Source organism: Paenibacillus sp. FSL R7-0163 (genome assembly GCF_037969975.1).
GTDB lineage: Bacteria > Bacillota > Bacilli > Paenibacillales > Paenibacillaceae > Paenibacillus_AQ > Paenibacillus_AQ odorifer.
The window spans coordinates 1,509,862-1,535,620 of the sequence record NZ_CP150224.1 but is presented as its reverse complement, the minus strand read 5'-3'; the positions used below and the strand labels follow the sequence as shown (position 1 = coordinate 1,535,620).

At 44.0% G+C, this 25,759-nt stretch carries 25 protein-coding genes, 1 riboswitch and 1 other annotated feature; of the genes, 9 read left to right on the top strand and 16 right to left on the bottom strand.

What is annotated here, in order from left to right; all coding sequences use genetic code 11:
* Window positions 1–171: 171 nt before the first annotated feature.
* From rpsA to NST45_RS06670, 8 genes are all read right to left on the bottom strand, one after another.
* On the bottom strand, window positions 172–1,494 hold the full coding sequence (rpsA, locus tag NST45_RS06705; RefSeq protein WP_170914203.1) for a 30S ribosomal protein S1: 1,323 nt from the start codon (window positions 1,492–1,494) through the stop codon (window positions 172–174).
* A gap of 174 nt (window positions 1,495–1,668) precedes the next feature.
* On the bottom strand, window positions 1,669–2,256 hold the full coding sequence (locus NST45_RS06700; protein ID WP_036676211.1) for a lysophospholipid acyltransferase family protein: 588 nt from the start codon (window positions 2,254–2,256) through the stop codon (window positions 1,669–1,671).
* A complete protein-coding gene (gene cmk, locus NST45_RS06695; RefSeq protein WP_076127492.1) occupies window positions 2,253–2,993 on the bottom strand; it encodes a (d)CMP kinase in 741 nt (246 codons plus the stop codon). Before cmk ends, NST45_RS06700 begins: the two co-directional genes overlap by 4 nt.
* Window positions 2,994–3,170: 177 nt before the next feature.
* Window positions 3,171–3,824, bottom strand: a complete 654-nt coding sequence (locus NST45_RS06690; RefSeq protein ID WP_036676209.1) for a flagellar brake domain-containing protein — start codon at window positions 3,822–3,824, stop codon at window positions 3,171–3,173.
* 133 nt (window positions 3,825–3,957) lie between these two features.
* Entirely contained in the window at window positions 3,958–5,316 is a 1,359-nt protein-coding gene (gene ypeB / locus NST45_RS06685) for a germination protein YpeB (protein WP_076127490.1), read from the bottom strand.
* Between the two features lie 322 nt (window positions 5,317–5,638).
* Window positions 5,639–6,334, bottom strand: coding sequence for a glutamic-type intramembrane protease PrsW (prsW, locus tag NST45_RS06680; protein ID WP_076134692.1), 696 nt, complete (start codon window positions 6,332–6,334; stop codon window positions 5,639–5,641).
* Window positions 6,335–6,487: 153 nt separating this feature from the next.
* Complete coding sequence (locus NST45_RS06675; RefSeq protein ID WP_036676203.1) at window positions 6,488–7,102, bottom strand: genetic competence negative regulator; 615 nt, start codon at window positions 7,100–7,102, stop codon at window positions 6,488–6,490.
* A gap of 234 nt (window positions 7,103–7,336) precedes the next feature.
* Entirely contained in the window at window positions 7,337–7,708 is a 372-nt protein-coding gene (locus NST45_RS06670; protein WP_076141316.1) for a hypothetical protein, read from the bottom strand.
* A 94-nt stretch (window positions 7,709–7,802) separates the two neighbouring features.
* On the opposite strand from NST45_RS06670, the gene NST45_RS06665 reads away from it, so the two are divergent.
* Window positions 7,803–8,699, top strand: coding sequence for a polysaccharide deacetylase family protein (locus tag NST45_RS06665; RefSeq protein ID WP_076179718.1), 897 nt, complete (start codon window positions 7,803–7,805; stop codon window positions 8,697–8,699).
* Window positions 8,700–8,848: 149 nt separating this feature from the next.
* Here NST45_RS06665 and NST45_RS06660 read toward each other — a convergent pair whose 3' ends face one another.
* The 3 genes from NST45_RS06660 to NST45_RS06650 are packed head-to-tail and all read right to left on the bottom strand — an operon-like array spanning window position 8,849 to window position 10,679.
* Window positions 8,849–9,667, bottom strand: a complete 819-nt coding sequence (locus tag NST45_RS06660) for a metallophosphoesterase (protein WP_076213550.1) — start codon at window positions 9,665–9,667, stop codon at window positions 8,849–8,851.
* Between the two features lie 17 nt (window positions 9,668–9,684).
* On the bottom strand, window positions 9,685–10,089 hold the full coding sequence (locus tag NST45_RS06655; RefSeq protein ID WP_038572439.1) for a hypothetical protein: 405 nt from the start codon (window positions 10,087–10,089) through the stop codon (window positions 9,685–9,687).
* Window positions 10,086–10,679 carry a CPBP family intramembrane glutamic endopeptidase gene (locus NST45_RS06650; protein WP_036676197.1) on the bottom strand — a complete coding sequence of 198 codons (594 nt, stop codon included), beginning with the start codon at window positions 10,677–10,679 and terminating at the stop codon, window positions 10,086–10,088. Before NST45_RS06650 ends, NST45_RS06655 begins: the two co-directional genes overlap by 4 nt.
* 115 nt (window positions 10,680–10,794) lie before the next feature.
* On the opposite strand from NST45_RS06650, the gene NST45_RS06645 reads away from it, so the two are divergent.
* Together NST45_RS06645 and serA are read left to right on the top strand one after the other, a co-directional pair.
* Window positions 10,795–11,700, top strand: a complete 906-nt coding sequence (locus NST45_RS06645) for a hypothetical protein (RefSeq protein ID WP_076127483.1) — start codon at window positions 10,795–10,797, stop codon at window positions 11,698–11,700.
* A gap of 110 nt (window positions 11,701–11,810) precedes the next feature.
* Window positions 11,811–12,041: a binding site (T-box leader), on the top strand.
* 243 nt (window positions 12,042–12,284) lie between these two features.
* A complete protein-coding gene (serA, locus tag NST45_RS06640; protein ID WP_036676193.1) occupies window positions 12,285–13,877 on the top strand; it encodes a phosphoglycerate dehydrogenase in 1,593 nt (530 codons plus the stop codon).
* A gap of 370 nt (window positions 13,878–14,247) precedes the next feature.
* Here the strand turns inward: serA and NST45_RS06635 are convergent, their stop codons facing one another.
* Window positions 14,248–15,081: an SDR family NAD(P)-dependent oxidoreductase gene (locus NST45_RS06635; protein ID WP_076213553.1), complete on the bottom strand. Its 834-nt coding sequence runs from the start codon at window positions 15,079–15,081 to the stop codon at window positions 14,248–14,250.
* Window positions 15,082–15,240: 159 nt separating this feature from the next.
* Here NST45_RS06635 and NST45_RS06630 point away from each other — a divergent pair, with 159 nt between their 5' ends.
* The 6 genes from NST45_RS06630 (at window position 15,241) to NST45_RS06605 (ending at window position 21,618) form a co-directional block, all read left to right on the top strand.
* Window positions 15,241–16,197 carry a YafY family protein gene (locus NST45_RS06630; RefSeq protein ID WP_076213556.1) on the top strand — a complete coding sequence of 319 codons (957 nt, stop codon included), beginning with the start codon at window positions 15,241–15,243 and terminating at the stop codon, window positions 16,195–16,197.
* A gap of 121 nt (window positions 16,198–16,318) precedes the next feature.
* Window positions 16,319–17,569, top strand: a complete 1,251-nt coding sequence (locus NST45_RS06625; protein ID WP_036676188.1) for a HAMP domain-containing methyl-accepting chemotaxis protein — start codon at window positions 16,319–16,321, stop codon at window positions 17,567–17,569.
* A gap of 174 nt (window positions 17,570–17,743) precedes the next feature.
* Window positions 17,744–17,840, top strand: a riboswitch (cyclic di-GMP riboswitch).
* 155 nt (window positions 17,841–17,995) lie between these two features.
* The gene (locus NST45_RS06620; protein WP_143760464.1) at window positions 17,996–19,636 is read left to right on the top strand and encodes a thiamine pyrophosphate-binding protein; all 1,641 of its coding nucleotides are present in this window, start codon (window positions 17,996–17,998) and stop codon (window positions 19,634–19,636) included.
* Between the two features lie 10 nt (window positions 19,637–19,646).
* Window positions 19,647–20,015, top strand: coding sequence for a carboxymuconolactone decarboxylase family protein (locus tag NST45_RS06615; RefSeq protein WP_036676184.1), 369 nt, complete (start codon window positions 19,647–19,649; stop codon window positions 20,013–20,015).
* A 205-nt stretch (window positions 20,016–20,220) separates the two neighbouring features.
* A complete protein-coding gene (locus NST45_RS06610; protein WP_076127478.1) occupies window positions 20,221–20,571 on the top strand; it encodes a hypothetical protein in 351 nt (116 codons plus the stop codon).
* A 54-nt stretch (window positions 20,572–20,625) separates the two neighbouring features.
* A complete protein-coding gene (locus NST45_RS06605; RefSeq protein WP_339825207.1) occupies window positions 20,626–21,618 on the top strand; it encodes a ketoacyl-ACP synthase III in 993 nt (330 codons plus the stop codon).
* Between the two features lie 76 nt (window positions 21,619–21,694).
* On the opposite strand, the gene NST45_RS06600 is transcribed toward NST45_RS06605, so the two are convergent.
* The 4 genes from NST45_RS06600 to NST45_RS06585 form a co-directional block, all read right to left on the bottom strand.
* Window positions 21,695–21,910 (bottom strand): DNA-binding protein, encoded by a 216-nt coding sequence (locus tag NST45_RS06600; RefSeq protein WP_081384042.1) that lies wholly within the window; start codon window positions 21,908–21,910, stop codon window positions 21,695–21,697.
* 14 nt (window positions 21,911–21,924) lie between these two features.
* Window positions 21,925–23,418 carry a glycerol kinase GlpK gene (gene glpK, locus NST45_RS06595; protein ID WP_076101490.1) on the bottom strand — a complete coding sequence of 498 codons (1,494 nt, stop codon included), beginning with the start codon at window positions 23,416–23,418 and terminating at the stop codon, window positions 21,925–21,927.
* Window positions 23,419–23,536: 118 nt separating this feature from the next.
* Window positions 23,537–24,973, bottom strand: a complete 1,437-nt coding sequence (locus tag NST45_RS06590; protein ID WP_076101492.1) for an ATP-binding protein — start codon at window positions 24,971–24,973, stop codon at window positions 23,537–23,539.
* Window positions 24,974–25,690 carry a response regulator transcription factor gene (locus tag NST45_RS06585; protein WP_036676174.1) on the bottom strand — a complete coding sequence of 239 codons (717 nt, stop codon included), beginning with the start codon at window positions 25,688–25,690 and terminating at the stop codon, window positions 24,974–24,976.
* Window positions 25,691–25,759: the final 69 nt, after the last annotated feature.

The window sequence follows — 25,759 nt, the reverse complement described above, 5'->3', positions numbered from 1 at the left end:
TTCCTCCTGTCATCCTTACGTTACTCATCATAGCAAAAAACATTTAAATTGGCTAACAATCATGTTAACTCTCAATAATCCGACCAGTTCCGAAAAAAAGACAATCGGCGAACCCCCGTATCGAGGGCTCGCCGATTACTTTACCCGTATATTCAAAAGCTCGTTTAGGGATTAGTTATTACCCTTAAATTTGTCCAGCTTGTCACCAAAACGTTCAGCAAGCGTAAAGCTAAGGCCTTCGTTGCTAAGGGAAACGTTAGGGTTGTTCAGAACTTCTTTAGGAGCTCTGTCTCTGCTATTGCTGCGTTCAGGTCTAGCAGATGGAGCTGGAGCTTCTTCAGTTTCTTTGATGCTCAGGCTAACACGTTTCTCGGATGGATTGAAGTCCAGAACTTTCACTTGAACTTCTTGTCCTTCTTTCAATACTTCGTGTGGAGTAGCGATGTGTTTGTGGGAGATTTGTGAGATATGCACAAGACCTTCCACACCCGGAAGCAATTCTACGAATGCTCCGAAGTTCACAAGACGTTTTACAACGCCTGTTACAACATCACCGATGTTGATTTCGCCAGCAGCAGAGTCCCAAGGACCTGGAGCAGCAGCTTTGATGCTCAGGCTGATTTTTCCTTTTTCAGGATCAACCTTCAATACTTTAACACGTACTTTATCACCTTCAGATACTACATCAGAAGGTTTCTCTACGTGACTCCAAGCGATTTCAGATACGTGTACAAGACCGTCAACTCCGCCCACATCAACAAATGCGCCGAATTGAGTCAGACGTTGTACTGTACCTTCGATGATTTGGCCTTCAGATAGTTCAGCCATAATTTTCAGCTTGTTAGCTTCGAATTCTTCTTCAAGAACTTCTTTAGCAGACAAGATTACTTTGCTGTTCTCACGGTCAAGTTCTTTCACTTTAACGCGCAAGGTACGGCCTTTGTAATCGCTGAAATCTTCAACGAAGTGACGCTCTACCATGGAAGCTGGGATAAATCCGCGAGCTCCAACATCAGCTACGAGGCCGCCTTTAACAACGTCAGCCACAGTAACTTCGAAAGCTTCTTGGGAAGCGAAGTATTTCTCAAGATCTTCCCATGATTTTTCACTATCAACAGCACGTTTGGAAAGAACAAGGCTTTCCTTGTTGTCGTTGATGCTGACAACTTTACATTCTACTTCCTGTCCAACTTCTACTGCTGCAGCAGCGTTGTCCAGTTGTACTGCGGACAATTCGCGAATTGGAATCACACCGTCGTATTTATATCCAATGCTTACATAAGCTTGGTTATCTTCGATTTTGACGATTGTTCCTTTCACGGTATCGCCTTTTTTCAGAGAAATGATTTCCAAGTCAGCTTGGTTAGTCACTTCTTCTTCGTTAACGGCAGCAACTTCTTCTACAGCTCCGTTATTTTCTGTCACAGCGGAATCCACCGCTTCTACGGATTCATTCTTTTCCGCAGCTTCCTGATTTTTAATTTCTTCAGACATGTGATTAGCCTCCTCGATTCAAAACCCCATTTATTTAAACCTGCGTATAGCAGAGTTCAAAACAAGCAATGCATAATATTTCACTTACACTTGATGATAGTATGTTCCAAAAAATAGCGGCTATGCCGTTATTTAATCAAAACATTGAGCAAAATTTGTTGTTCTGCTCATCCCTTAACTAGCACTTGGTTTACCTGTCTCTTTCATCTCACGGATGCGATCCATAATGACATCGGTAACAGCCTCGAGAGATTCGCTCCCCGCACCGGCAAATTGACTAAGGTCTACAGGAGCACCGTAGACAACGACCATGCGTCGAAAGGGTTTATACTGGCCGATAATAGCCGCTGGAATAACTGCTGCGCCACTTCGAAGTGCAAAGCTAGCAGCACCCTTCTTGGCCACTCCGGCATCAGAGTTACGCGTACCCTCCGGGAAGATACCCATGACATTACCATTACGAAGTGTGTTAAGGGCCGTTTTTATGGATTCTTTGCTTACGCCGCCACGTTTCACCGGAAAAGCACCCAATTTATTAATGAGCCAGCCAAGCACCGGAACCTCAAACAGTTCAGCCTTAGCCATATACTTTACCTGACGGTCCAGCTTAATTCCAATAGTCATTGGATCAAGCAGACTAATGTGGTTAGCGCAGAGCAGTACCCCGCCCTCCTTTGGCACATTTTCTTTCCCCACAATCTTAAGTGGGAAAAGGATTGCGTAAATCAAGCGAAGCAATCCAACACAAATTGCATAAATCATAAATGATTTCTCTCCCCGTCAACATGAGATCTACAGTGGGATACAATGGCCTCCACAACTTGATCGATATTCATTAAGGTCGTATCCAGAAGAATAGCATCCTCTGCACGGCGCAGCGGTGAAATCTCCCGTCCTTCATCCAGACGGTCCCGCTTTGCAATATCGTGTTCAAGCTGCTGAAGCGTCACCGATTCCGCGTCTCTCAGTTCCTTATAACGACGGAGAGCTCGTTCTTCCACACTTGCCGTCATAAAAATCTTTACCTCGGCATCCGGCAGCACGGTTGTACCGATATCGCGGCCATCCATTACCACGCCTTTGCGAAGCGCCATCTGACGCTGCAATTGACTCAGTCTGGATCTTACATCCTCGATCTTCGCATACTGCGACACAAGGCCGCTAACCTGAAGGCTCCGAATATGTGGGGTCACGTCTTCCCCATTAATCAGCACCTTCTGAATGTCTCGTTCCGGAATAAGTTCAATCACCATGTCGCGAACCTTCTCGTTCACTCGATGCTGATCTTCCGGTTCAATGCCTTCTTGGATCATATACCAGGTGATTGCCCGGTACATTGCACCAGTATCGACATAGATATAAGACAACTTCTGGGCTACCAATCGGGCTACAGTGCTCTTGCCTGCCCCGGCAGGTCCGTCGATGGCGACGTTTATTCTGTCATAAGTATGTGTACCCTGCCTATCCAACGGGGCATTCCTCCTCAAACACTCTTTCATAAAAAAAGCATCTAGCGTTACGAAAACTATTCCTGCAATATCAAGGAGCACACATAAATTGTTATGCTTGATGATATTATCAAGAAAAAAGCAGGCATTGCCTGCGACTTATAAAATTATACCACAGTTTATACTTCAGTGCAAAATCAGACAGCTTAATAGAGCTGTAAAAAATGCTTATCTGTTGCGGAAATCAAACTGACGTTCGAAGCAATAACGGATAATTTTCTGGCGTTCCAAATCTGAAATAGCGACAAATTTCAACATCGCTAAAAGCCGTCCATTCTCTAGCTTTTTAATGCGCACTACTTCACCTTCAAAATTGACATGCTCCGTGCTTCCGTTTCGATAAGGCACCAGTACCCAGCAGGACAATTTATTACCAACCTCCAGCTTAACCTGGTTATCCACTAAAAAGGAGATTCCTCCACCACCAATATCATCTGTACGAACTAGGAACCGTTTGCCAAGGCTATCCTTCACAGCAAGCTCTAGATCTGCATTCACTCGGAAAAAGCTTCTTCTCTGGATCTTAAAAATCGAATCTGTCTCCGGCTTTTGAATCCGGACCATACGAATTACATCTTCTTTAAAGCCCAGTACATAAGTATTAAAGTAATTTTTGATGCCACCCTCAGTTAAAAAATAAACCGAAAGCTCGTCCCCCATAAAGAGCCTTTTTAGACGACCATTGCTCTCCTGCATAGGAATTTCAATCAGGAATGCGTCTTCTTCCGTCTCTGCAATTCTTGATCTATATTCAACTTCTGCTTCAGCAGCGTCACTGGAAGCAACCTGTATGTATAGATATTCGTTAATTTTAGGATACAAAGATGTCACCGCCACATCAGTTTAGTAATTATCACTACCCCTGATTATAGCATGGGAATATCAGCCAGTCAGATATATTTTATAGATATTGCAAAAAAAAGGGACGCACCCAACTGCTGGATGCGCCCTCCCTTTATTTTGCCTCAGACCCCGAAGAAGGTCTGATTTCTTCCACAGACTCTTCAATGCCATCCTCGGCGTTAATGTAAATACGATACTTTGAGCCATTAACTCCTCCACCGAACTCGTAAGTCAAGACCTCGACGGAATCATCATTTTTAATCCAGGACAAGCGATTGTATTGCTCCTTGAAATCAGAATTCAGAAATTTTCTCGCCTCTGCAAGGGTAAGCTTTGGTTTTGGAAGCTTCCGGTTGTCCTTGTGCTCATTGACGTATTCGCTGGCCTCAAAACCGATGGTATCACCTGTATCCAGCCCCATACGAATGGTCATCTTTTCAGGATAAATCAATACATCATTCTGTTTGGTTACAAAGGTCAAATTCCCGATATTATCGTAACGATCAGCGCTGACTGCAGTCATATGGGGATATCCTTTTTTCTCAAGAAACTGCTCTGCTTTGGTAACTGCTTCTTTAATAGAAACTTTGGCAGGGCCAACCTCACGGTTGTCATAATAAGAGATCAGCAACCCGCCATTTTTGGTGAAATCCATACTAATGGTGTGCTTCTTATTCGAAGCGCTAACAGTTGCTGTATAGGATGGCCATTCGGTGTTCTTCCCATTTTCTTTAACATCCACTTTAGCATTGGAACCCGCATCCGCGAACTTCAACGCCTTACGTTTGATGTCTTCGGCAGTCACGGGGGTACCTCCGAGCATTTTGACGGAACGTTTATCGTAGATGCTTGCTACTGAAGGACCCCAGTCTAGCTCAGGGTATGCCCCTACACGTTTATCTACCGTTTTGAAGCCGTCAATAATCGTGTTGTCCTCCGCTTTATTTTCTGTCGCCAACGCCGTTTCAACATCCATCCAGCGCAGCCGATTGCCAATGACTTTATTTTGTACCTCTTGCAAATCCTTAGAGATTTCTCCTGAGTTCTTGTACAATGCTTTTAGATTGCTCAGCTCTCCATCTGTCAGAGGTTTTTTAGTGAAGTCACGAATCCCGGCTTTATAAGAAAAGTTGGAGATTTTGGACAGAAACTCCTCTGTTTTGCTAAATGGCAGCAAGGTCAGCGGCAGCTGGTTAATCTCATTTTGGGCCTCACTAGTCATCCGCCACACATTCACAAGTCCTTTGCGGTGCATCCCATTAGAAGCAGAGTTAACCGCAAGCGTATTTCCAAGCTCACCATGAAGACGGTCCACATGATAGGACAAATCATGAAAGGCGCGTTGATATTGGTTCTCCGCCTTAATTAGTATTGAATTCTTCTCCTGATTCTCCTGATAACCCCACACAAGCGCACCAATCAGCAGCAGCGCGGTCAGCGGGAACATTACAGCACTTAATCTTTTGTACATAGGGCTACAAGACTCCTTTCGATAGCTTATTGGCGTTAGTTTGACAATAAACTAGGAGTCTTATGCACTGAAGTTGCTACACAATGTGACTATAACGTCCGTTCATGCTCTCTCTTCAATCTCAAAGCCACTGCTATTACTGCAAAGGCATTGTTTAAAGCCGGTTTGAATGACACCATGCTCTTTAATCCCTCTTAATATGTAGGTCTCACCGCACTGTTTGCAAACGATACGTACTTTTATACGCAAAAAAAGACACCTCTCTCCTCTCTGGAATTCCTTACTAGGAACTGCCCTTCGAATATAAGTGTGCCCATCTCGATTATAGGTTAACCTCTTCTTCACGTTTCAGAAAGCGGAAAGGAGAACGGCTGTTGGCCCTAGCAACCTTTCCCATACCTCCATACCATAGGATAGCCATCAGAGGCACAATAAACCATATCCAATAGTTGGCTGTCGTACTCAAAATAAAGTCATATATCCCATGCCACATCCATGGCAACAGGAGAGAAAACACCAGAATTCTGCGGGTATGAACTCCTTTTGAGAACTTCGCCCTTCCCATATGGTAGCCCATGATCACACCAAACATAGCGTGTCCAGAAACCGGAAGAAGTGCTCTTAGAAACATTGATCCGATTGAAGCGTTGCTATACCAAGCGTACATTACATTTTCTATTGTTGCGAAGCCGAGCGAAATCGCCACAGCGTATAGTATCCCATCATATGGCTCGTCAAATTCGGTATGATTGTAAATCATATGGTACAGCACAAACCACTTTAGACATTCTTCCACGCCAGCGGATATGAGAAACGACTCCACGTAGGGACCACCATTTAGTCCCAGCATCAGCCCTCTCTGAATGATCATTACTGGAAACACAATCAGAAGGCCGAGCAAGAATACTTTAATGACTACATGAAGCGGTTCTTGATCATACTTGTCTTTCAGATAAAAAAAGGTCAACAGAGCAAGTCCCGGCGCTACTGCCGACGTAATGACCGATAACACGAGCACCGAATAACCTCCCTACACCCCTAAACCCTATTACTGCCGTTACACAGCAAGGTAGATGATAACTTTGATACAAGAATGACCGACATATCACCAACAACAAGACTAGGGCTGATCGGCCTAAACAATGGTCATCAGCCCCTAGATCTTGCTTAATTACTCCTGACGCTTAAAATGAGTGCACAATAACTGGACCGCATTCTCCGGCATCACTGTTTTCCCGTATTCATCGAGAACAGCTTCTGTGACCGGTGAGGAATCTCCAAACTCAGCAAGTACGCCAACAAGACCTGACAACGCCGTTTCTTCAAATTCCTTTGGATCGAAATACAGATACCATTTATTGTTATAAGAATACAGTTTCCCCTGGGAAGTAATATTACCGATGAGCACATGAGCCGCTTCAACCAGAACCTCGAAATCGCGGAATGCATATACAATGGAGTCGCTTTGTTCAAGAGTAACTTCCATTTCATAAATCTCTTCTGGCAATTCTTCTTCCCCGGACGCACCGTACTGATGGTGATCATATTTTCCTCGGGTCACTATAACGACCATGCCTTGCGCGGGCAATGCGAAAACTTCTACGGCAAGCGGACCCGTGGCATCAAAACCTAGTTCACTATATGCTTGATCCATCATCTCCGTAAACAGGTCATGAACCTTAGGAACTTCCTGCCACATGTCTTCCTTCTGGATGCCCCGCTCGCTCAGGTCGTCAAAAGTGAGGAAAATCCGTATCTTATCTTGACTTAATCGCTCTATTCTCATGACAGGATCCTCCTTTTGCAAGCTCATTTATTATAATGTATGATGAGTCCCGAGTAATGAGCCAAAAATGGTTACTATGTAAGTATGTTATCATTTTGCCGAGATAAATGCACGTAAATAAATATATAAAATCCTCTCTATTGAATAAACCATTTTCAAGGCCCTGAATAATAAAAAAGAATCATTCTGCGGAATATTTCATCCCCAAAATGATTCTGATGGAGTCCTTTACGGTTACAATCCCGGTATGGTTGTATGCGTTTCTTTAAGAATCTGCTCTACTTCGCTCTTTACTTCAGGATTGCTGCGAATGAATTCCTTTAACAATTTAAGATTGGATTCCTTCGACTTCACTGGTGATTCAGTCTTATGCTCAGAGGTTGCGCTGCTTGAACCGTTACTTTGAGCATTACTGCTTGAAACAGCAGTGTTACCAAAACCAGTCGTGGCCATACCGATTATTTTTTCTTTTGCTTTATCTGCAGCCCCACTCATGGAACCACCCGATTGCCCTAGCGAAGACATTAAAGAATTCCGCTTTTTGGACATAATCATACTGGCTGCGGCGCCCATCAGCACCCCGCATAAAAATGACGAAGTATTCATATTTCCAGCCTCCTTGTATGGTAAAATCATGTTTAGTGTTCGCGGAAAGATTCCGGCTCATACAACCTAATAACAAGAAAGCGAGTTGAAAAAAGTGGGTAAAATGACATCAGTGCTCCTATTGGCTACCTTGCTGCTTACAGCCTGTGGCAACAGCGGTGCAAATGGAAATACAGCCAAGGAAACAAACACCACAAACAATCCGCCCACGGCGGCAGCTACACAAAGCGCAGAAACTACGGCGCCAGCACCTGAAGCAACAGCCAGTCCTACCCCTGAAGCAACAGCAGATGGAGGTACTACAGGAAATAGTACAGCCAGTAAGGGTGAAGCATCCGCTGAAATTCCACTGCTGTACCATATGAACAAAAATTACGACATCGTCCCTAATGAGGAAGCTACAAATAAAAAAGTGGTTCTGCTCACTTTTGACGACGGTCCTAAAGATGCTGCAATGATTAACCCTTTGATGGATATTCTGGACAAACATCAAGCTAAAGCCATCTTTTTCGTAAATGGTTATCGTGTTAAGGAGCATCCTGAGCTTCTGGAGTTAATACATAACCGCGGTGGAATTATCGGCAACCACAGCTGGGATCATATTGTATTGAAAGACAAGTCCTATACTGAGGTTAAAAAGCAAATCGAAGATGTTCAAAATATTGTCAAAGAAACATTGGGAGAAGCTCCTCACTTTTTCCGTCCGCCACATGGTGCCGGCGGGGATGTTGGCAAGAAGGTCGCGGCTGAGAATGGAATGTTATACATGACCTGGTCTGTAGGCTCACTTGACTGGGAAATGAAAGAAAAGGAAACGGGTAAGACAGAAAAATTGATCAGTAATGTTACCGATCAGCTGCATTCCGGCAGTAATATCCTGATGCATGAGCTACCATGGACCGTTGAGGGACTGGATACCTTGCTCACTACACTTGAGGGTAAAGGCTACAGCTTTGTTGATCCGCGCAGCATTGAGCTAAAAATGCGTTGATCTTCTCATCTTTACATGTCCGATAGTTGCTTCGTCAGCGCAATTGTTTTCGAATCAAACAAAAATAGAAGGGGGTTCCAAAAGCCATTTGCATGGCTTTGGAACCCCCTTTTTACGCTACCAGTTTTTCTTACTGGAAAGAGTAAGCACTATTGGGTTGATTTACGCAGTGTCAGCACATGCATTTCAGCAGGACTGCCCCAGCGAAGTGGCAGATGTGCTGTTCCAAACCCTCTGCTGATCAGCAGCAGGGCATTTTTTGCGGAACCGTCCCCTCTTGGCCAACTAAACTTTCCAGCGTCATATTTATGATAGAAATGCTCTACATGTCTTTGACCCACAAATGGAAGGATCACCTGCCCCCCATGCGTATGACCTGCGAGAATCAGGTCCGCTGGCACACTCTGGCGCTTGGATAACCAAAGCGGATCATGTACAAGAATAATACGACAGGTACCTTCAGCAGAAGTGTTTGTGGTTAATGGCGGAAAAGGACCGTATGGAGTTTTGCCCCCATTTTTCGGAAAATCAATTCCGGTTAACCAAAGTTTAGCTCCCTCACGTTCAAAAGCCACATTTTCATCCATTAACAGTTTTGCACCACTGTCCTGAATAATCTCATCTACCCTTGAAATATTAGCCCGGTAATCATGATTTCCATGCACTACATAGGTAGATGCAATAGAAGTAACTAGAGTCATATTATCGACAAGACGATTTAAAGGGCTATCTTTTTCCGTTAGATCTCCTCCCAGAAAGACAACATCTACCCCACCCTTTAATGGTGTCAGAAGCGCGGAAGGAAGGCGGCGGCGATGGATATCTGTTATAAACAAAATACGAAATCCATCGAACTCTTCAGGTAACGAATCTAGCATTATTTCCTCGGTAATAATTCTGTTTCTAAAAGCATTAATCACCATGATTATGACAACAGCCGCAGCTATCAATAGAATGACCAGAGCCATTCCCCATACCCCTGTGCTCACCATAATGTACTCAGCGGAGGCGCTCCTTCAATTCCCCACCAAAGCAGCCCGATTAGCAAAATAACAAAGATAAAAATCAAAGAATTCACAAACATCTTGCTTAAACGAACTTTTTCTGAAGAATAAGTATCTGAACGAGAAGGAACAGATTCTTCGTCCTTCTCTTTACTTCCTGTGGAAGAGCGCTTTGCAGAACCTGCTGGGCGGCGAGCTTTTCTTGATAAAGTTGCCGTAGAAACCCGAGCGGTAGCATTTTTCTTTATAGGAGTAGACTTCTTTTCAGGAGTAGCCTTTTTTACAGCCTCCGAAGTCCGCTTCTCTTTTTTACTTTTGCCAGGATGTTTGCTTTCACTTTTATGTTGTTTTTGTCGAGACTTTACCCGGCTTAATTCCTCACTCATGATTCCCTCCTATAGCGGATCACCAGACCTGAGATCAGGTCGATGAAGAAGTGACATAGTATAGGGGCCCAGAGGCTGCCCGATTGAATGTAAATATATCCAAGACCATAACTGCTTAAGAATACCCAGCCGGTAGGTACAAAGTGACGTAAATAACGGACATGAATAAGAGCAAATACTATACTCGTCCAATAAGGGCCAATGGAATATTGGATGGCTCCGCGGAATAAGAGCTCCTCACATACCGATACAATTGCTGCTATGACGATAATATGCCACACAGGGCGATTTCGAAATAAAAGGTCGTTTATTCCACCATCATCCATGCTTTCCTCAGGGACAATATGTGTCAATAAATAGTCAACAATTAGCATTGCAGCAGCAAGACCGAGGCCCCATGCCACAAAATGTACTTTTTCTGGAATAATTAATAGCTGAAAAGGATTTCTTTTCTGAAATAATATCCATATCAAACCGATAATTAATGTGAGCCCCTGAGTGATATAGAGATTGAGCAGCAGAAGACGGTCTGTCAACTGGCCTGGTTCTACCTTTTTAACCTTAATCTCGCCAAATTTGAATTTTTTCATCGTGACCTGCCTGTTCTTTATTTTTTTCGGGCCGCTCCGAGAGAGAAACCGTCCATAGTGTTGCTATCAATACATAATACATAGGATAATCCCCCCAGAAAAAGGAGCATTTATTATGAGCAAACGTAAGTCCCGCAATCAAATGTTATACACGCTAGTTTTTTTGTTTTTCTTAGTTTGCGCCTTCGCCGCATTTTTTACTGGCGTCAAGGTTGGCGCAGACAAAACTGAAGCCAAATATGACAATCAATCAAGCATGAATGGATTAGTAGAATTCACGGGCTCGTATCAACAGCAGGATCTTGTTACTTTCTATCATAACGTATTTTTGCCCTATCGGGAATTCAAGCGGAATTGGAACATTCAAGTAGATAAGTTAGCGCGCAGCACAGATGCTCGTATGAATGCGGCAGTAATGAAGAATCTAAGTATTCTAGCAGACCAGCAATATGAAAGAGTTAATCAAGATTCAATTTTCACTAACTCTCCTCTATTACATCAGTCACAGGTCAATGTACTCAAAAGCTTAACTTTATTTTCTAAGGCCTCCGGCAAAGTCTCTACTAGTGCCTCTGGTGCAGAGACAGCCAAGTTATTGAAAAATGATGAATTTACAACCGGCGCCGTGAAGTACGGTCTGTTAGCTCAAAAGAACTTCTATGATTCTATGCTAAAATGGGGCTCTAAGACAAACCAGAAAATACCTTCTGCACCTGGCGAACTAAAAACGATGTCTTTCATCCAGTGGAAAAAAATGCCGCTGCTTTTGAAGAATGCTTCTATCGCTGACATGATGCTGAATCGCGGAATTTTTGCAGGTTATGATCCTCAGGACATCACTGCTAAAATAGACGATATGATTTACTCAGGCACTGCGAGCTCATTAAATCTTTCGGATATCCAGTCCTCAGTAACCTTGTTGATTTCTACAGGTGCTGTGCAGGAACAGGATTTTGTAAAATGGCGGGAACAGTATTATAACAGGGAGACACTTCCACAGCTTCCGTTCTTTTTTGAATAGAACCAGTTATTGAATCATAACGAAAAATGAAGTTCACTTCAAGAAACGCTGCTTGCAAAGCCTATTGACACAACTTGCATACCGTGTTACATTATGAAAAAATTAATCATTCAAAACCGATGATGGAACAAAGATCCTGGAAGTCTTCAGAGAGCCGGTGGTTGGTGCAAACCGGTGACGAACAGCTATCTTTAGCGCTCCTGAGATATTGTATCGAACCTTAAAGTAGGTACAATCGGATCAACTCCGTTAACAGTGTGGCCTATGCAGGCCAATGAGGCTGCTTCTTCCAAGTTGCAGTGAATTAGGGTGGTACCACGAAGATAACTCTCGTCCCTTACTACGGCAGTAGTATGGGGTTGGGAGTTTTTTTAATTCCCTAATCCCCCATAAATACTACCTTATGCCCAAAGTTACCGATTTCGCGGTACTCTTGCACGCTGTTTCTTTTGTGCGACACCGCGTTGATCTACTATTATTACATGTTTTTCTCTACTAGTTCGTGAACCTTCTGGTATTGTGGACTGCCCATCAGGGCGTCCTCGACATATAAAGCTTTTCAACTTTAAGGGGGATAAGAAACCATGTTTAAAGTATTAGTATCGGATCCAATCAGTGATTTGGGCATTCAGCAATTGATGGACGCAACAGATGTAGTTGTAGACAAAAAAACAGGTCTCAGTGAAGATGAGCTCGTTGCAATCATCGGTGAATATGATGGTCTACTCGTCCGCAGTCAAACTACAGTAACTGAAAAAATTATCGAAGCTGGAAAAAACTTAAAGGTCATTGGTCGTGCAGGTGTGGGTGTAGATAATATCAAGCTGGAAGCTGCTACTCAACGTGGGGTTGTTGTTATCAACGCTCCTGATGGAAATACCATTACAACTTGTGAGCATGCTTTTGCAATGATGATGGCTTTGGCCCGTCACATTCCACAAGCTTATGCAAAAACAATTGGTGGAACCTGGGATAGAAAAACCTTCGTGGGTGTAGAACTTCGCGGCAAAACTTTAGGTGTACTGGGAATGGGCAGAATCGGTAGCGAAGTGGCAAAACGTGCCAAAGCTTTCGGCATGGAAATCCTTGCTTTTGATCCTTTCTTAACTGCTGAGCGTGCTGAGAAACTGGAAGTAAAATTAGCTTCCGTTGACGATGTAGTCCGCGGAGCAGACTTCATTACTGTTCACACTCCACTTACTCCGGAAACACGCCATATGATTTCCCGCCCGCAATTTGAAGTGATGAAAAAGGGAATGCGCATCATCAACTGTGCCCGTGGTGGTGTAATTGATGAAATGGCGTTAGTAGAAGCTATTGATAGCGGTATTGTTGCTGGCGCTGCATTTGACGTATTCGAAAAAGAACCGCCACAAGCAGATCACCCATTCTTGTCGCATCCAAAAATTATCGTGACTCCTCACTTGGGCGCTTCTACAATTGAAGCTCAGGAGAATGTAGCGATCGATGTATCGGAACAAGTACTGCATATTCTGCGTAATGAACCGTTCATCAATGCTGTAAATATTCCTCCAGTTGCTCCAAGCGTAATGAACAAACTCCAGCCTTACTTCACACTTGGTGAGAAGCTGGGCAGCTTTGTTACCCAGATTACAGATAGTGCTATTCGTGAAATCCATGTTGAGTATGCGGGTGATCTGTCAGATGTCGATACCCAACCACTTACCCGCTATATTGTGAAAGGCGTGCTCTCCCGTCACTTCGCTGAGGATGTTAACATCGTTAACTCCATGCATTTGGCAAAAACACGCGACGTTAATGTAGTAATAACTAAAGCTTCCAAAACTAAAGGCTTCACTAATCTGATTACCGTGACCCTTAAAACAGATCACGACCAAGAACGTCTCGTAGCCGGAACATTGCTGCAAGGTTATGGAGAAAGAATTGTTCAAGTGAACAAGTTCCCAGTTGATATCGCTCCTGAAGGACATCAAATTGTAGTATCCCATAACGACAAACCAGGGATTATCGGACTTGTGGGCACATTGCTAGGCGAAAATGATGTCAACATCGCCTCCATGCAAGTGGGACGTAAAATCGTTGGTGGCGAAGCAATCATGCTGCTGACCGTTGATAAAGCTGTACCTACTCATGTGCTTGTGAAGCTTGCTGGCCTGCCAGAAATCAACACTGCCGAAGAAATCATTCTTCTGTAAGCAATACGATAGAAATCAAACAACAGAGCAGCGATCCTCCCCTTATAGGAGTTTCGCTGCTTTTGTTGTTGATCGTCGACCCGTTTCGGCTTCATTTACAATATCGAATCGAGTTCCCTAGTGGGGGCTTACGGACACCCTTGAGGTTACGGACCCAGATGACCCTATATGCAATAATTTCGCCTTTGAAGCAGGGTTTCTCCAGTGCCACTATTCCTCAAAAAGAGAGCTAAATCAGGTGTTTTGCCTATCAATAGCGTCTATGGGGACCGATAGCGTTCTTAATATACGAAAATGCTGCATTTAAGATCAGCTGTGTCCTACACTGCTTCGTACGCACAAATGGGATCAAACAGATCAAGTTTGCTGTTTAGACTAAGAATGCGGGAACAGTCCGACCATCGATGTCTGTAAATCCATACTTTTCAGCCAGCGTAGCAACCTGCTGCGGTTGTCCGGTCATAGACATGACCTTAGGATCGGCTGCTAGAGCAGCGGCTGCTCTACCGATATAGGTTGTGGATTCAGTCATCTGCAATGCTTCAACCTCATGCCAATGCTCCTCATCCGTGTTCATGCTCTCCAACACCGCCTCTGTCCTCATCCAGCCCGGAGTAAGCGGAATAACTGCAATGTTGTCCTCTTTAAGCTCATTCGATAACCCGTAGGCCATGCGGACTAGGGAGTTTTTAGAAAGATCATAATAGAAGTTTCCAAGATATTTGTAATGATCCCAAAAGGTTGTGTGGATGATTAGACCGCCAGCTTTTGCCTCACGCATTAATGGAATTGCATAATAATTTGTTATCAACTGTGCCCTCACACCCGCATTAAACATATTATCCCAATGCGCTGTAGGAAGCTCCCAGAAAGACTTCTGCTCAATAGGTAAATCGTTGCCGCCCCATACATTGTTGACTAAAATATCAAGCCGCCCTTGCTCTGAAGCAATCTGGCGAATGACCGCCTCTGTCTCCTGATCTTTTGTATGATCACATCGTATGGCGCTGCCGGACCCTCCCTCCGCTTTTATTTCCCTAAGTACGTTATCAATGCTCCGCTTGCTATGCTCTGTGCCAGAAGCCTCTGTCGTTCTGCCCGTAATATAAACGAATGCACCTTTCCTTGCCAGCTCCAATGCAATTCCTCTACCAGCACCTCTGCTGCCTCCGGTAACCAATGCTACTTTTCCTTTTAAAGTCATGTCCTCAATCCTTTCTACACTTGTTTTTCTCAAAATGTTCTGTATTTAATCCTTACCTTATATAAGTATAATTCTTTAATATGACATCAACTGACATATATAATATAATAATTAATTAAGAACTAACTAACATTTATTAGGAGGAGGAATGTTCCCTTAATGAGAGCCGATCGTTTGTTATCCATCTTACTTTTGCTGCAAAATCGTGGAAAGATGACGTCCCGTGAGCTAGCCCAGACCTTAGAAGTGTCTGAACGAACTGTGTTTAGAGATATGGAAGCCTTATGTACAGCGGGAATACCGATTCTTGCCGAACGGGGACGCGAAGGAGGTTGGATACTCACAGAAGGATACCGGACCTCCTTAACGGGTATGAAGCCCTCAGAAATTGCTACACTGCTGCTGTCCGCAGACTCCTCAATCTTAAAAGATCTGGGTATACAAAACGACTTCTCTTCTGCCGTGCTTAAGCTGGAGGCTGCTTCCCCATCCAGGCCGAATAATCCAGCCAGTTACCTGAGCCAGCGCATTCATATTGATGGTGCCAGCTGGCACCCTTCCGACGAGACGTACCCGTTCCTATCTGTCTTGCAGGAAGCTGTTTGGGAAGACCGTAAAGTGAAGATCACTTACCCACGGAATGACGAGATGAAGGAGCGTTTCATTGAACCTCTCGGGTTAGTCGCAAAACGTGGAGTTTGGTATGTAGTGGCACGAACCGAGGGTGAAATGCGGACTTTTCGCGTGTCGAGATTAATACAAGCTGACGCAACTTATGAATCATTTGTCAGACCTGAGGCTTTTGATTTAAAAAGCTACTGGGAACAATCGACTTTAGCTTTTAAAGCAGCACTGCCAAAATATGTAGTGAACTTAAAGGTGAATGAGTCTATTCTTAAAGAATTACAACGTGAAAGATATGTAACTATAACTTTAGTAGAACCCTCTGCTAATACTGGGTGGATGAACGTGGAGGCCGAGTTTAATGCTATAGAATCTGCCTGTCGTATCGTACTCTCTTTCTCTCCTTCAGTTATTGTTTTAGCTCCTATCGAACTAGTAGGGATGGTAAAGTCTGCTATTAAAACAATTTCCACAATATATGAGGAATTTTGACATGAATTCTAAATATCTACTACTTAAAGAAGATTTATGACACTTCTCTATAGACCAATGACCTATAAATCCCCTATAATAACACCATTACATAAAATTTAATAAGGGGGACATTTTACCAATGAGCTGGATGCACAAACTTCCGTTAAAACAAAGAATTGTTGCCGGATGTTACCTCGTTGCCGCACTGTTTGCTATTCCTGTCTTAGTTACGTTAATGATTCTAGGTCAATTTCTCGTAGGAATTATACTAGTAGTTGTTCTTGCAGGTCTGACTTTACCTGTTGCTCGCTTCGTGGAGAGAACGCTTACATCATCTTTTGATGATATTGCTAATGTATCTCACAGTATTTCGAAGGGCGATTTCACTAGCAGAGCGGACGAAAATGGCTCAATGGGTGACGTAAGCCGCTCCTTTAACACAATGATTGATAAGCTCAAGAAGATTCTGACCGATGCATCGCAGATCACCCGTCAAGTTATGGATGCAAGCCGCGGAATCGAAGATAAGAACCAGAACCTGAAGATTGTCATGGCACAAGTAGCCTCTTCTTCTACTGAGCTCGCTCTTGGTGCAAATGAAATATCTACGGATATCGCTGATATGACAGAATCCATTAAAGACATTGAGACCAAAGTATCCAATTATACGAACTCCACCAAAGAAATGAACAGACGTTCAATACATACCTTAGAACTTGTTGAGCAAGGGCGCCAATCCGTAGATACACAGGCTGAAGGCATGCGCAAAAACATAGAGGCTACACAAAAAGTGGCTGATACTATTGAAGCTCTCTCACAAAATGCCCGCGGGATTACGATGATCACCAAGACCATCACAGAGATCGCTGAGCAGACCAACCTGCTGTCACTGAATGCCTCCATCGAAGCTGCTCGTGCCGGAGAGCATGGTCGGGGTTTTGCCGTTGTAGCTCAAGAGGTTCGCAAGCTTGCTGAAGAATCTACGGCATCCACAAAAGAAGTATTCGGCTTGGTCCGCAGCATTGAGTCAGATATTAAACAAGCCATCGATAATATTGCCATCAATGAAGAGGTTGTGCAGGTTCAGAATGAAATGATCACTCAATCTGCCCATATTTTCGCACAAATTGTACAAAGCGTGCAGTACATTACCGAGCAAATCTCTTCATTCTCTGCGGAGAGTGATCTTATGCTAGAAAGTGCCTTGAAAATTTCCAGTGCAATTGAGAATATCTCAGCAATCACCGAAGAAACTGCTGCTGGCACGGAAGAGGTATCGGCGGCTATGAATGAACAGATTAATGCCCTGCAGTCTGTTGCAGAAGAAACGGAAAAAATGACCCAGGCCGTATTTAATCTGCAAAAAACCATTCATATCTTTAAATTCTAGTTCAAAACTATCAACTGCCACCTAAGCTGAGTCTTAGGTGGCAGTTTTTTTCGCGAGGCAAAACTTCATCTCTTGGACAAGACTTTCGTCAAATTTCGAGTTTTTTTAGCGGATTATGTTGACAAAAATTAATGAGGAATATATTGTAAAGGAAAATTATTCTTATCAACTATAAATTAATATTGGCAAAATCCTCGAAAGAGGATGACGCAAAACCATGGATCTACAGCCTCATTTTTTCGTTTGAGGCCATGATTGCCAGGTTGCAGAGGAACCAGGACGGCTGAACTATTGTTCAGTCTTAGCGGTGCCTTATGCCACCAACCTGTGCTTACTATAGAGCACAGGTTTTTACTTTTTGAGTATATTGATCTATCGTATCTATTCGGTAGATTAATAACTAATATATATCAAAAAACTTGTGAGGTGTTTCTTTTGAAGACAGTCGCAGATTACATGGCGGAAGCACTACGTAACCTTGGAGTCACCCATTCTTTTGGGATCATTGGCAAATCCATTTGTCCAATAGTTCTAAAGATGGTGGATTACGGTATTGAATTTATTCCCGGCAGACATGAAGCAAGCTCCGGATTCGAAGCAGCAGGGTATGCGCTGAAAACGGGTAACCTAGGCGTAGCATTTGGTACTTCGGGTCCTGGGGGAACTAACCTGCTTACAGCAGCAGCACATGCGAAAGCTAACAACCTACCTGTCCTATTTATTACCGGCCACCAATCCATTACAGAGCTTGGAATTCCTCAATGTCAGGACTCCACCTCTTTTCTGGCTGATTTAGCTGATATGTTCAAACCTGCCACCTTGTTCAGTAAATTGGTTGAACGTGGGGATCACTTTGGTACTATTTTTAATCATGCGATTTCTGTGGCCCTGACCAAACGGGGTCCTGTTCATCTTTGTATTCCTTTTGATGTACAAACTGAAGTATTGGAAGAATGCAATATAGTAATCCCAGAAAGAGAATCTCTAATTAGTCAAGCTAATATCGATAGAGTCATCGATGCTATTCAAGCTGCTAAGAATCCTTTGATTATTGCGGGTAAAGGAATTAACCGCTCCGGAGCACATAAAGAGCTTGTTCAACTCGCAGAAACTTTTAATATTCCTGTAGTAACATCTCCAGGTGGAAAAGGGGCTATAGTCTGGGATCACCCACTCTATCATGGTCCTATTGGCGTTGGCGGTTCGACCCACGGGGACGATTTATTGAATAAAAGCGATTTATTTATAGTGCTTGGATCACGTTTAAGTGATATGACCATCTGTAATCTTAAACGGGAGAATCATCCAGCAACTTTAATTCAATTTGATATTGATCCAACCTTTGTCGGAAAAATACTATTGTCCAAAACGATACCGGTCACTGGGGACCTGCGCGATAATTTGGTGCACTGCCTAAATCATATTGACCCAAACACAATCACCAAACGTGAGGCTTTGGCCGATGCGGATTATTCAGAAGAGCTTCCAACCCTCAAGAATCTTTCCCTTGCTTCGGTAATGAGCACTTTAAGTGATTTGATCCCTTATAATAATTCAATTTTCGTTGATGATGGAAGTCATGGATTCCACGCTGCAAAATGGTACAAGGTTAAGAAACCGGGCAGCTTTGTTTTTGATGCGTATTTTGCTTGCATGGGTAATTCGATCGGCATGGCTATTGGTGCAAAAGTTGCTGCTCCTGAAGAAACTATCCTCTGCATTACAGGTGATGGTTGTTTCATGATGCTCGGCGCTGAGATTAACACCGCTGTCTGCAAAGATATCCCTGTCATCTTTATCGTGGTCAATAATAAGCAACTAGATATGGCTCTTAAGGGTATGGAGAAAACCACAGGTCGTATCGATGGAACTCTATATGAAGTACCAATGGACGCCGTAAAATTCGCTGAATCTCTAGGTGCTAAAGGCTACAAATGTGAGAATGCGGATGAATTCACAGCTGCAATTAAAGATGCGGTAGCTCTAAACCATGTTGCCGTTATTGAACTACTAACAGACCGTGATGAAGTCCCTCCGACTGCACACCGTACTTTGAACCTAAACTAGGAGGCTAACCATGAAGGAAAATATCAACAGTGGTCTCAACCACTTCACGAATCTATCAGGAGACTATGGCGCAAAAGCACTAGCTCCAATTAAAGACCACTTCCCTGACTTGGCTGAATTTATTATGGGGAATGCCTATGGCGATATTTTTCAACGTAATACTATAGCCCCTGACTGGAAGGAAATCGCAGTCATTTCATCTTTAATTTCAATGGGTCAATTCGAACAGTTGGGCGTTCATTATGTCATGGCCCTTCGTGTTGGAGTTACCGTAGAACAGCTTAAAGGTATTCTATTACACTTAGTACCCGTTATAGGGGCACCTAGAATCATTACAGCTTTTAATATCCTGCTTGCAACCATAGAAGAAATCCAATAACCCAACAGTTCGACAACAATATACAAAATTCGACTTTATTATTGCATACACTTGAAAAATATGCCTATAATAGAGTCGGAATATCCCATTACTTGCTGTATAGTGTCGAATTTTGACTTTTATAAAACAGCTAAATGGATATACATGGCTGGATATTGCAGTCGAACTGTTTTGGACAAATTCAATCTATGGGAGAGATTTAGGCATGGGAAGTTTCGTTTTGAAGACAGACACTACAAACAAGGTTATTAACATTGAGTTAGATGGAACATTTTCTGAAGAAGATGGTCTAAAATCTATTCAAGCTTATCAACAAACTATCAATCCAATTACTCCAGCTGACTATGAACTAAAAATCGACTGCAGAAAGCTAAATGTAACTGCACCAGATGTGGTACCTCTTTTAGAAAGCTGCTTTGTAATGTTTAAGAATGATGGGTTTGTAAAAGTAAATCTAACGCTTGAAAATAACCCGATCCTCAAAATGCAGCTTTCCCGTCTTGGCCGTAAAGCTGGACTCGATAACATCGAGATCATTTCTGCGGTTACAGTCTAGATCTTTTAATCTTAATATGTAGGCCACATTTTACTGCTTTCCTGGAGGCGTATTATGACCGGAATTCGTATTAAAGGCATTGATATCTATCATCCCAGCAATATAGTTGGTAACGACTTTTTCATTAAGCATTTTGACGAAAAAGGCATTGATATTCGAGGTCTATTATCCGCATTAGGTCGTATTACACGGTATAGTATTAAGGATGCGGATGAGAATTCCCTTACGATGGCTTTTGAGGCTGCCCGGAATGTTCTGGAGAAAAGTGGTCTCACAGGTGCCGATATCGACCTTATTGCCTATGCAAGTCAAACTCCTGAGTATATCTTTCCTACCAACTCATTAATGATTCACCGTTTGATCAAAGGCGCATCCCATACAATCTGCATTGACAGCAACGCTAATTGTGCGGGTATGACGGCTTCAGTGGAACAGGTTAGCCGTCAGATGCAAGCGAATCCTAGGATTAAACGAGCGTTGATAATCGGCTCCGATTATGTAACCCCTCATGCCGATAAGAATGATCCAGTCTACTACGCTAACTTCGGTGATGCAGCGGCGGCAGTCATTCTTGAACAAGCTGAGGATGTAGTCGGTTTCATTGACTCTATCTACCAAACGGATCCTTGTGTTTGCGATAAATCCAAGTTCCCGTGCGCAGGCCTGGCTAAACTGGGTAAACAAGGTGTAGCGGCTGGAGAGTTTAATGTGAAGTTTATTCCTTTTGATGATTCCATTTGCATAGATGCTGCTTCTGAGTCTATTCGTACTCTACTATCTAACAACAATATCGCGCCTGAAGCCATTAAAGCAGCCTGCTTCTCACAGTTTTCATTGCCTAATATCTTAGAGATGTGTGAGAAAGTCGGTATTGATCGCAATGTAGCGGTATACATAGGGGATGAATTCGGATATACCTCTACCAGCAGCCCATTTATTGCTCTACATAAAGCTGTAACTACTGGAAAGATCGAACGTGGTGATAAAGTCCTGTTCTGGACAGTGGGCGCCGGTTGGCAAAATGTAGCATTTGTTATTGAATATTAGGAGCTATATAACAAAAAGCGGCAAGCTAGGGATTCACCTAAGCTTGCCGCTTTTTGTTATAAATATGAACGCAACATCAGGACTTACTTGCAAAGGTGAGCCCCTTTTCCGCGAGAGCACTCCGCAGTAGAACGATCGCCTTTGGCCCCAATCCATGTAGCTGCAGAAGCTCTGCCTCCGTAAGCTTGCTGAATTGTTGAAGCTGAACATATCCAGCCCCATGCAGGGCTCGAAGCGCCGGCTTAGATAGTCCGCCCGGCAGATCAGATTCGTTTCCGTTAACCATAGACATATACAGCCCCTTTATCACTGATATCCTTCATGCTTCTCCCAACCCATGGTACGCGCTACAGCGTCCTTCCAGGCGTTGTAACGACCTTCCCGCTCAGTAATACCCATCTCAGGCGAGAAGACCCTCTCAGCCTTGTTGAAGCTCTCTAGCTGGGCACGTGTCCAGACTCCGGACGTTAACCCGGCCAGAAGCGCTGCACCTAGCGCTGTTGTCTCCGCATATGTGGTTCTAGTAACCTCACTGCCCAGGATATCAGACTGGAACTGCATCAGCAAATCGTTACGCACAGCTCCGCCATCCACACGAAGGCCGGTCAATGGCATGCCTGCGTCTTTTTCCATAGCTCCTATTACATCTCTAGATTGAAAGGCTAAGGACTCCAATGTAGCTCGTACCAGATGTCCTGAGGTAGTGCCCCTGGTGAGGCCAAATATGGCTCCACGGGCGTACATATCCCAATAGGGTGCCCCCAGTCCGGTAAACGCAGGCACAACGATAACCCCTTCGCTGTCCTCTACTTCCCTTGCTTTAACTTCTGAGCCTGCTGGCTCCTCTATAAGACCAAGCCCCTCCTGCAGCCACTGAACAGCCGCTCCGGCTACGAACACACTGCCCTCGAGGGCATAATAGAGTTCATCTCCCATACCCCAAGCTACAGTGGTCAACAAGCCATGGCTGGAGGCTACAGCTTCTGTGCCTGTGTTCATAAGTATAAAGCAGCCTGTACCATAGGTGTTTTTGGCACTGCCGGGTTCTAGACAAGTATGTCCAAACAATGCAGCCTGTTGATCTCCAAGTACAGAGCGAATTGGAATATCCGCCCCAAACCACTGTTTGTCTGCTATTCCAAATTCGCCGCCAGACATTCTTACTTCTGGCAGAATGGTACGCGGAATACGAAGCTCTTGCATTAGCTCTTCATCCCAGCACCGTTCATGAAGATTGAACAGCATCGTACGTGAGGCATTGGTAACATCAGTGACATGTACGGCTCCGCAAGTAAGTCTCCAAATTAGCCAGCTGTCGATCGTACCTGCCAGAAGCTCCCCTCGATTCGCCCGCTCTCGGGCACCATCCACGTGATCCAGTATCCAGGAGATTTTGGTAGCTGAGAAATAAGCATCTACAACAAGGCCCGTCTTGCTCGCAATAACTTGCTCCAGCCCTTTACTTTTAAGTTCTTCACATTGCTCTGCAGTACGCCTGTCCTGCCACACGATCGCAGGGTATATCGGTTTGCCCGTTGTTTTATCCCAGATTAAAGCCGTTTCTCTCTGATTGGTTATTCCGATGGCAGAGATCTCCTCAACCGCTATGCCACCCCGCGCAATCGCGTCTCTTGCCGCTGCGAGCTGTGACTCCCAGATTTGCTCAGGGTCATGCTCTACCCAGCCTGGATGGGGGAAGGATTGCTTAACATCATATTGACCTTGTGAGACCCATTTAGCCTCCGTATCGAACAATATGGCTCGTGAGCTGGTAGTACCTTGGTCTAAAGATAAAATCATTCTATGCCCTCCCAAGCAAAACCTACAAGAAATGTTCCACGATGAACAAGATTAATGTGTTTGTTTCAACAAAAAGCACCTCTGCTGTCAGAGGCGCTATCACACATTGTGTTTGGAATTACTGTTTTTCGACAGGAAGTCTTAGCGTAAAGGTTGTACTTTCGCCTAGTTTGCTTGAAGCGGAGATGGTCCCGTGATGCGACTCTACAATATTTTTAACAATCGCAAGCCCAAGTCCTGTTCCACCTGATTCTCCCCGTACACGCGCCTTATCAGCTTTGTAGAAGCGGTCGAATATATACGGCAGATCCTCTGGTGGAATTCCCACCCCTTCATCCTGAATTTTAATCTCAAGATAACGACGACCTTCTAATACACAAGTTCCTGTATGAACTGTGATTTTTTTGCCACCCTGTGTGTGGCGGAAAGCATTATCGAGTAAATTGGTTAGGACTTGTTCCAGTTTATCCTCATCCGCTGCCTTCAGAACAGCAATATCGCTCTGTTGCTGCAAGTGAAGATGGATATCGCGCTCTTTGGCACGTACAGAAAATTTACGGTAGACTCGTTCCAGCAGTTCATTCATGTCCACCTGAGCTTTCATCATATCCGTATGTCCGGCTTCCATTCGGGCAAGATCAAGCAAATCCTTAACCAGACGCCCCATACGCAGTGATTCGTCATGAATGACCTGGATCAGCTCACTGCTTTCTTCGGGGGATGAAGCCATCCCGTCCAATAAAGCCTCACTGTACCCTTGCATCATCGACAACGGAGTGCGTATTTCATGGGAGACGTTAGCAACGAAGTCTCTGCGCATCTTTTCCAGACGCACCTCTTCCGTCACATCCCGCAGTACAGCAACTACTCCCCGGATGCTGCCTTCAGAATATAATGGTGCCATATGAACAGACCAGACGCCCTGCCGCACATGTACATTGGAGCGGTCATCGCCACCTTGTTTCAGGGTGCTTAAAAATAAAGGACGCAGGGGAGGCGGAACACTGCTCTCAGCCGTTTCGGGATGGAGCTCAGCATCACTCGCATGTTCCCACTGCAAATCGCTCCAGCTCTCTAGCAGAGCTTGGCCGTGCGGATTGGTCAAAATAATCTGCCCTTCAATATCAAAGGTGATCACAGCATCGCTCATACTGCGCAGTACGCTAGATAAATGCCCCTTCTCATGATGCAGACTGCGAATATTCTCTTCAAGCTCCTCAGCCATATGGTTAAAGGAAGTCGCCAACTGGCCAATTTCATCACTTGTGACCAGCGTAAGCCTTGTTCCGTATTCTCCCCGGCGAATGTTATTCGCAGCTTCAATGACACGCTGCATCGGCTGGGTGATTTTGGTAAACAAAAATAACGCAAAAAATGTAGTCAAAGAAAATCCGATCATACAAGTATACATAAATAAACGTTTGATATCTCCGGAATTGGCAAAGTTACTGTCTATGTAGGGAAGCAAAAATAACCCCAAGGTAATAAGTACGACAGCGACCAGGCAGATGATCGTAACCCACAGTTTGCCGACAAGACTTCTCCAGAAGTTCACTTATTTAGGTACCTCTAGTTTGTAGCCTACGCCCCATACGGTCGTAATCATCGCTGCGGATTCCGGTGATACTTTATTCAGTTTTTCACGAAGGCGTTTTACGTGAGTATCTACAGTACGCAAATCTCCGAAAAATTCATAATTCCAGACATCCTTAAGCAGTTCTTCACGAGAAAATACTTTATCCGGCGAAATAGCCAAATAATGCAGAAGTTCATATTCTTTAGGTGTCAAACTCACTTCTTCACCACCAGCAGTCACACGGTGAGCATCATGCTCAATAATAAGATGAGTAAATACAATGTTATTGCTGGAATTGCTCTCCTTGGACAAGAAAGCAGTTGCCGAAGAACGGCGCATAATAGCCTTCACCCGGTAAATGACTTCACGTGGACTGAAGGGCTTCACAACGTAATCGTCTGCGCCCATCTCAAAGCCCTGAACACGGTTGATCTCTTCGCCTTTAGCTGTAAGCATTAACACCGGTGTTGACTTCACTCCTCTGAGTCTTGTCAGCACTTCCATCCCATCGATGCCAGGCAGCATAACATCCAGCAATATTAGACCGTAGTCATTTGCTGTTGCTTTACGAAGAGCGATTTCTCCGTCTTCCGCTTCATCGATTTCATAACCTTCTTTTTCAAGATACATCTTTAGCAGGCGGCGAATACGTTCCTCATCATCCACTACCAGAATTCTGTTTAAATGATCTGCCATTTCACTACAACCCCTTCATCAATACAGTAGAACGTAATCTTTAAACCATTGTGCAACGTTAACAGGTAA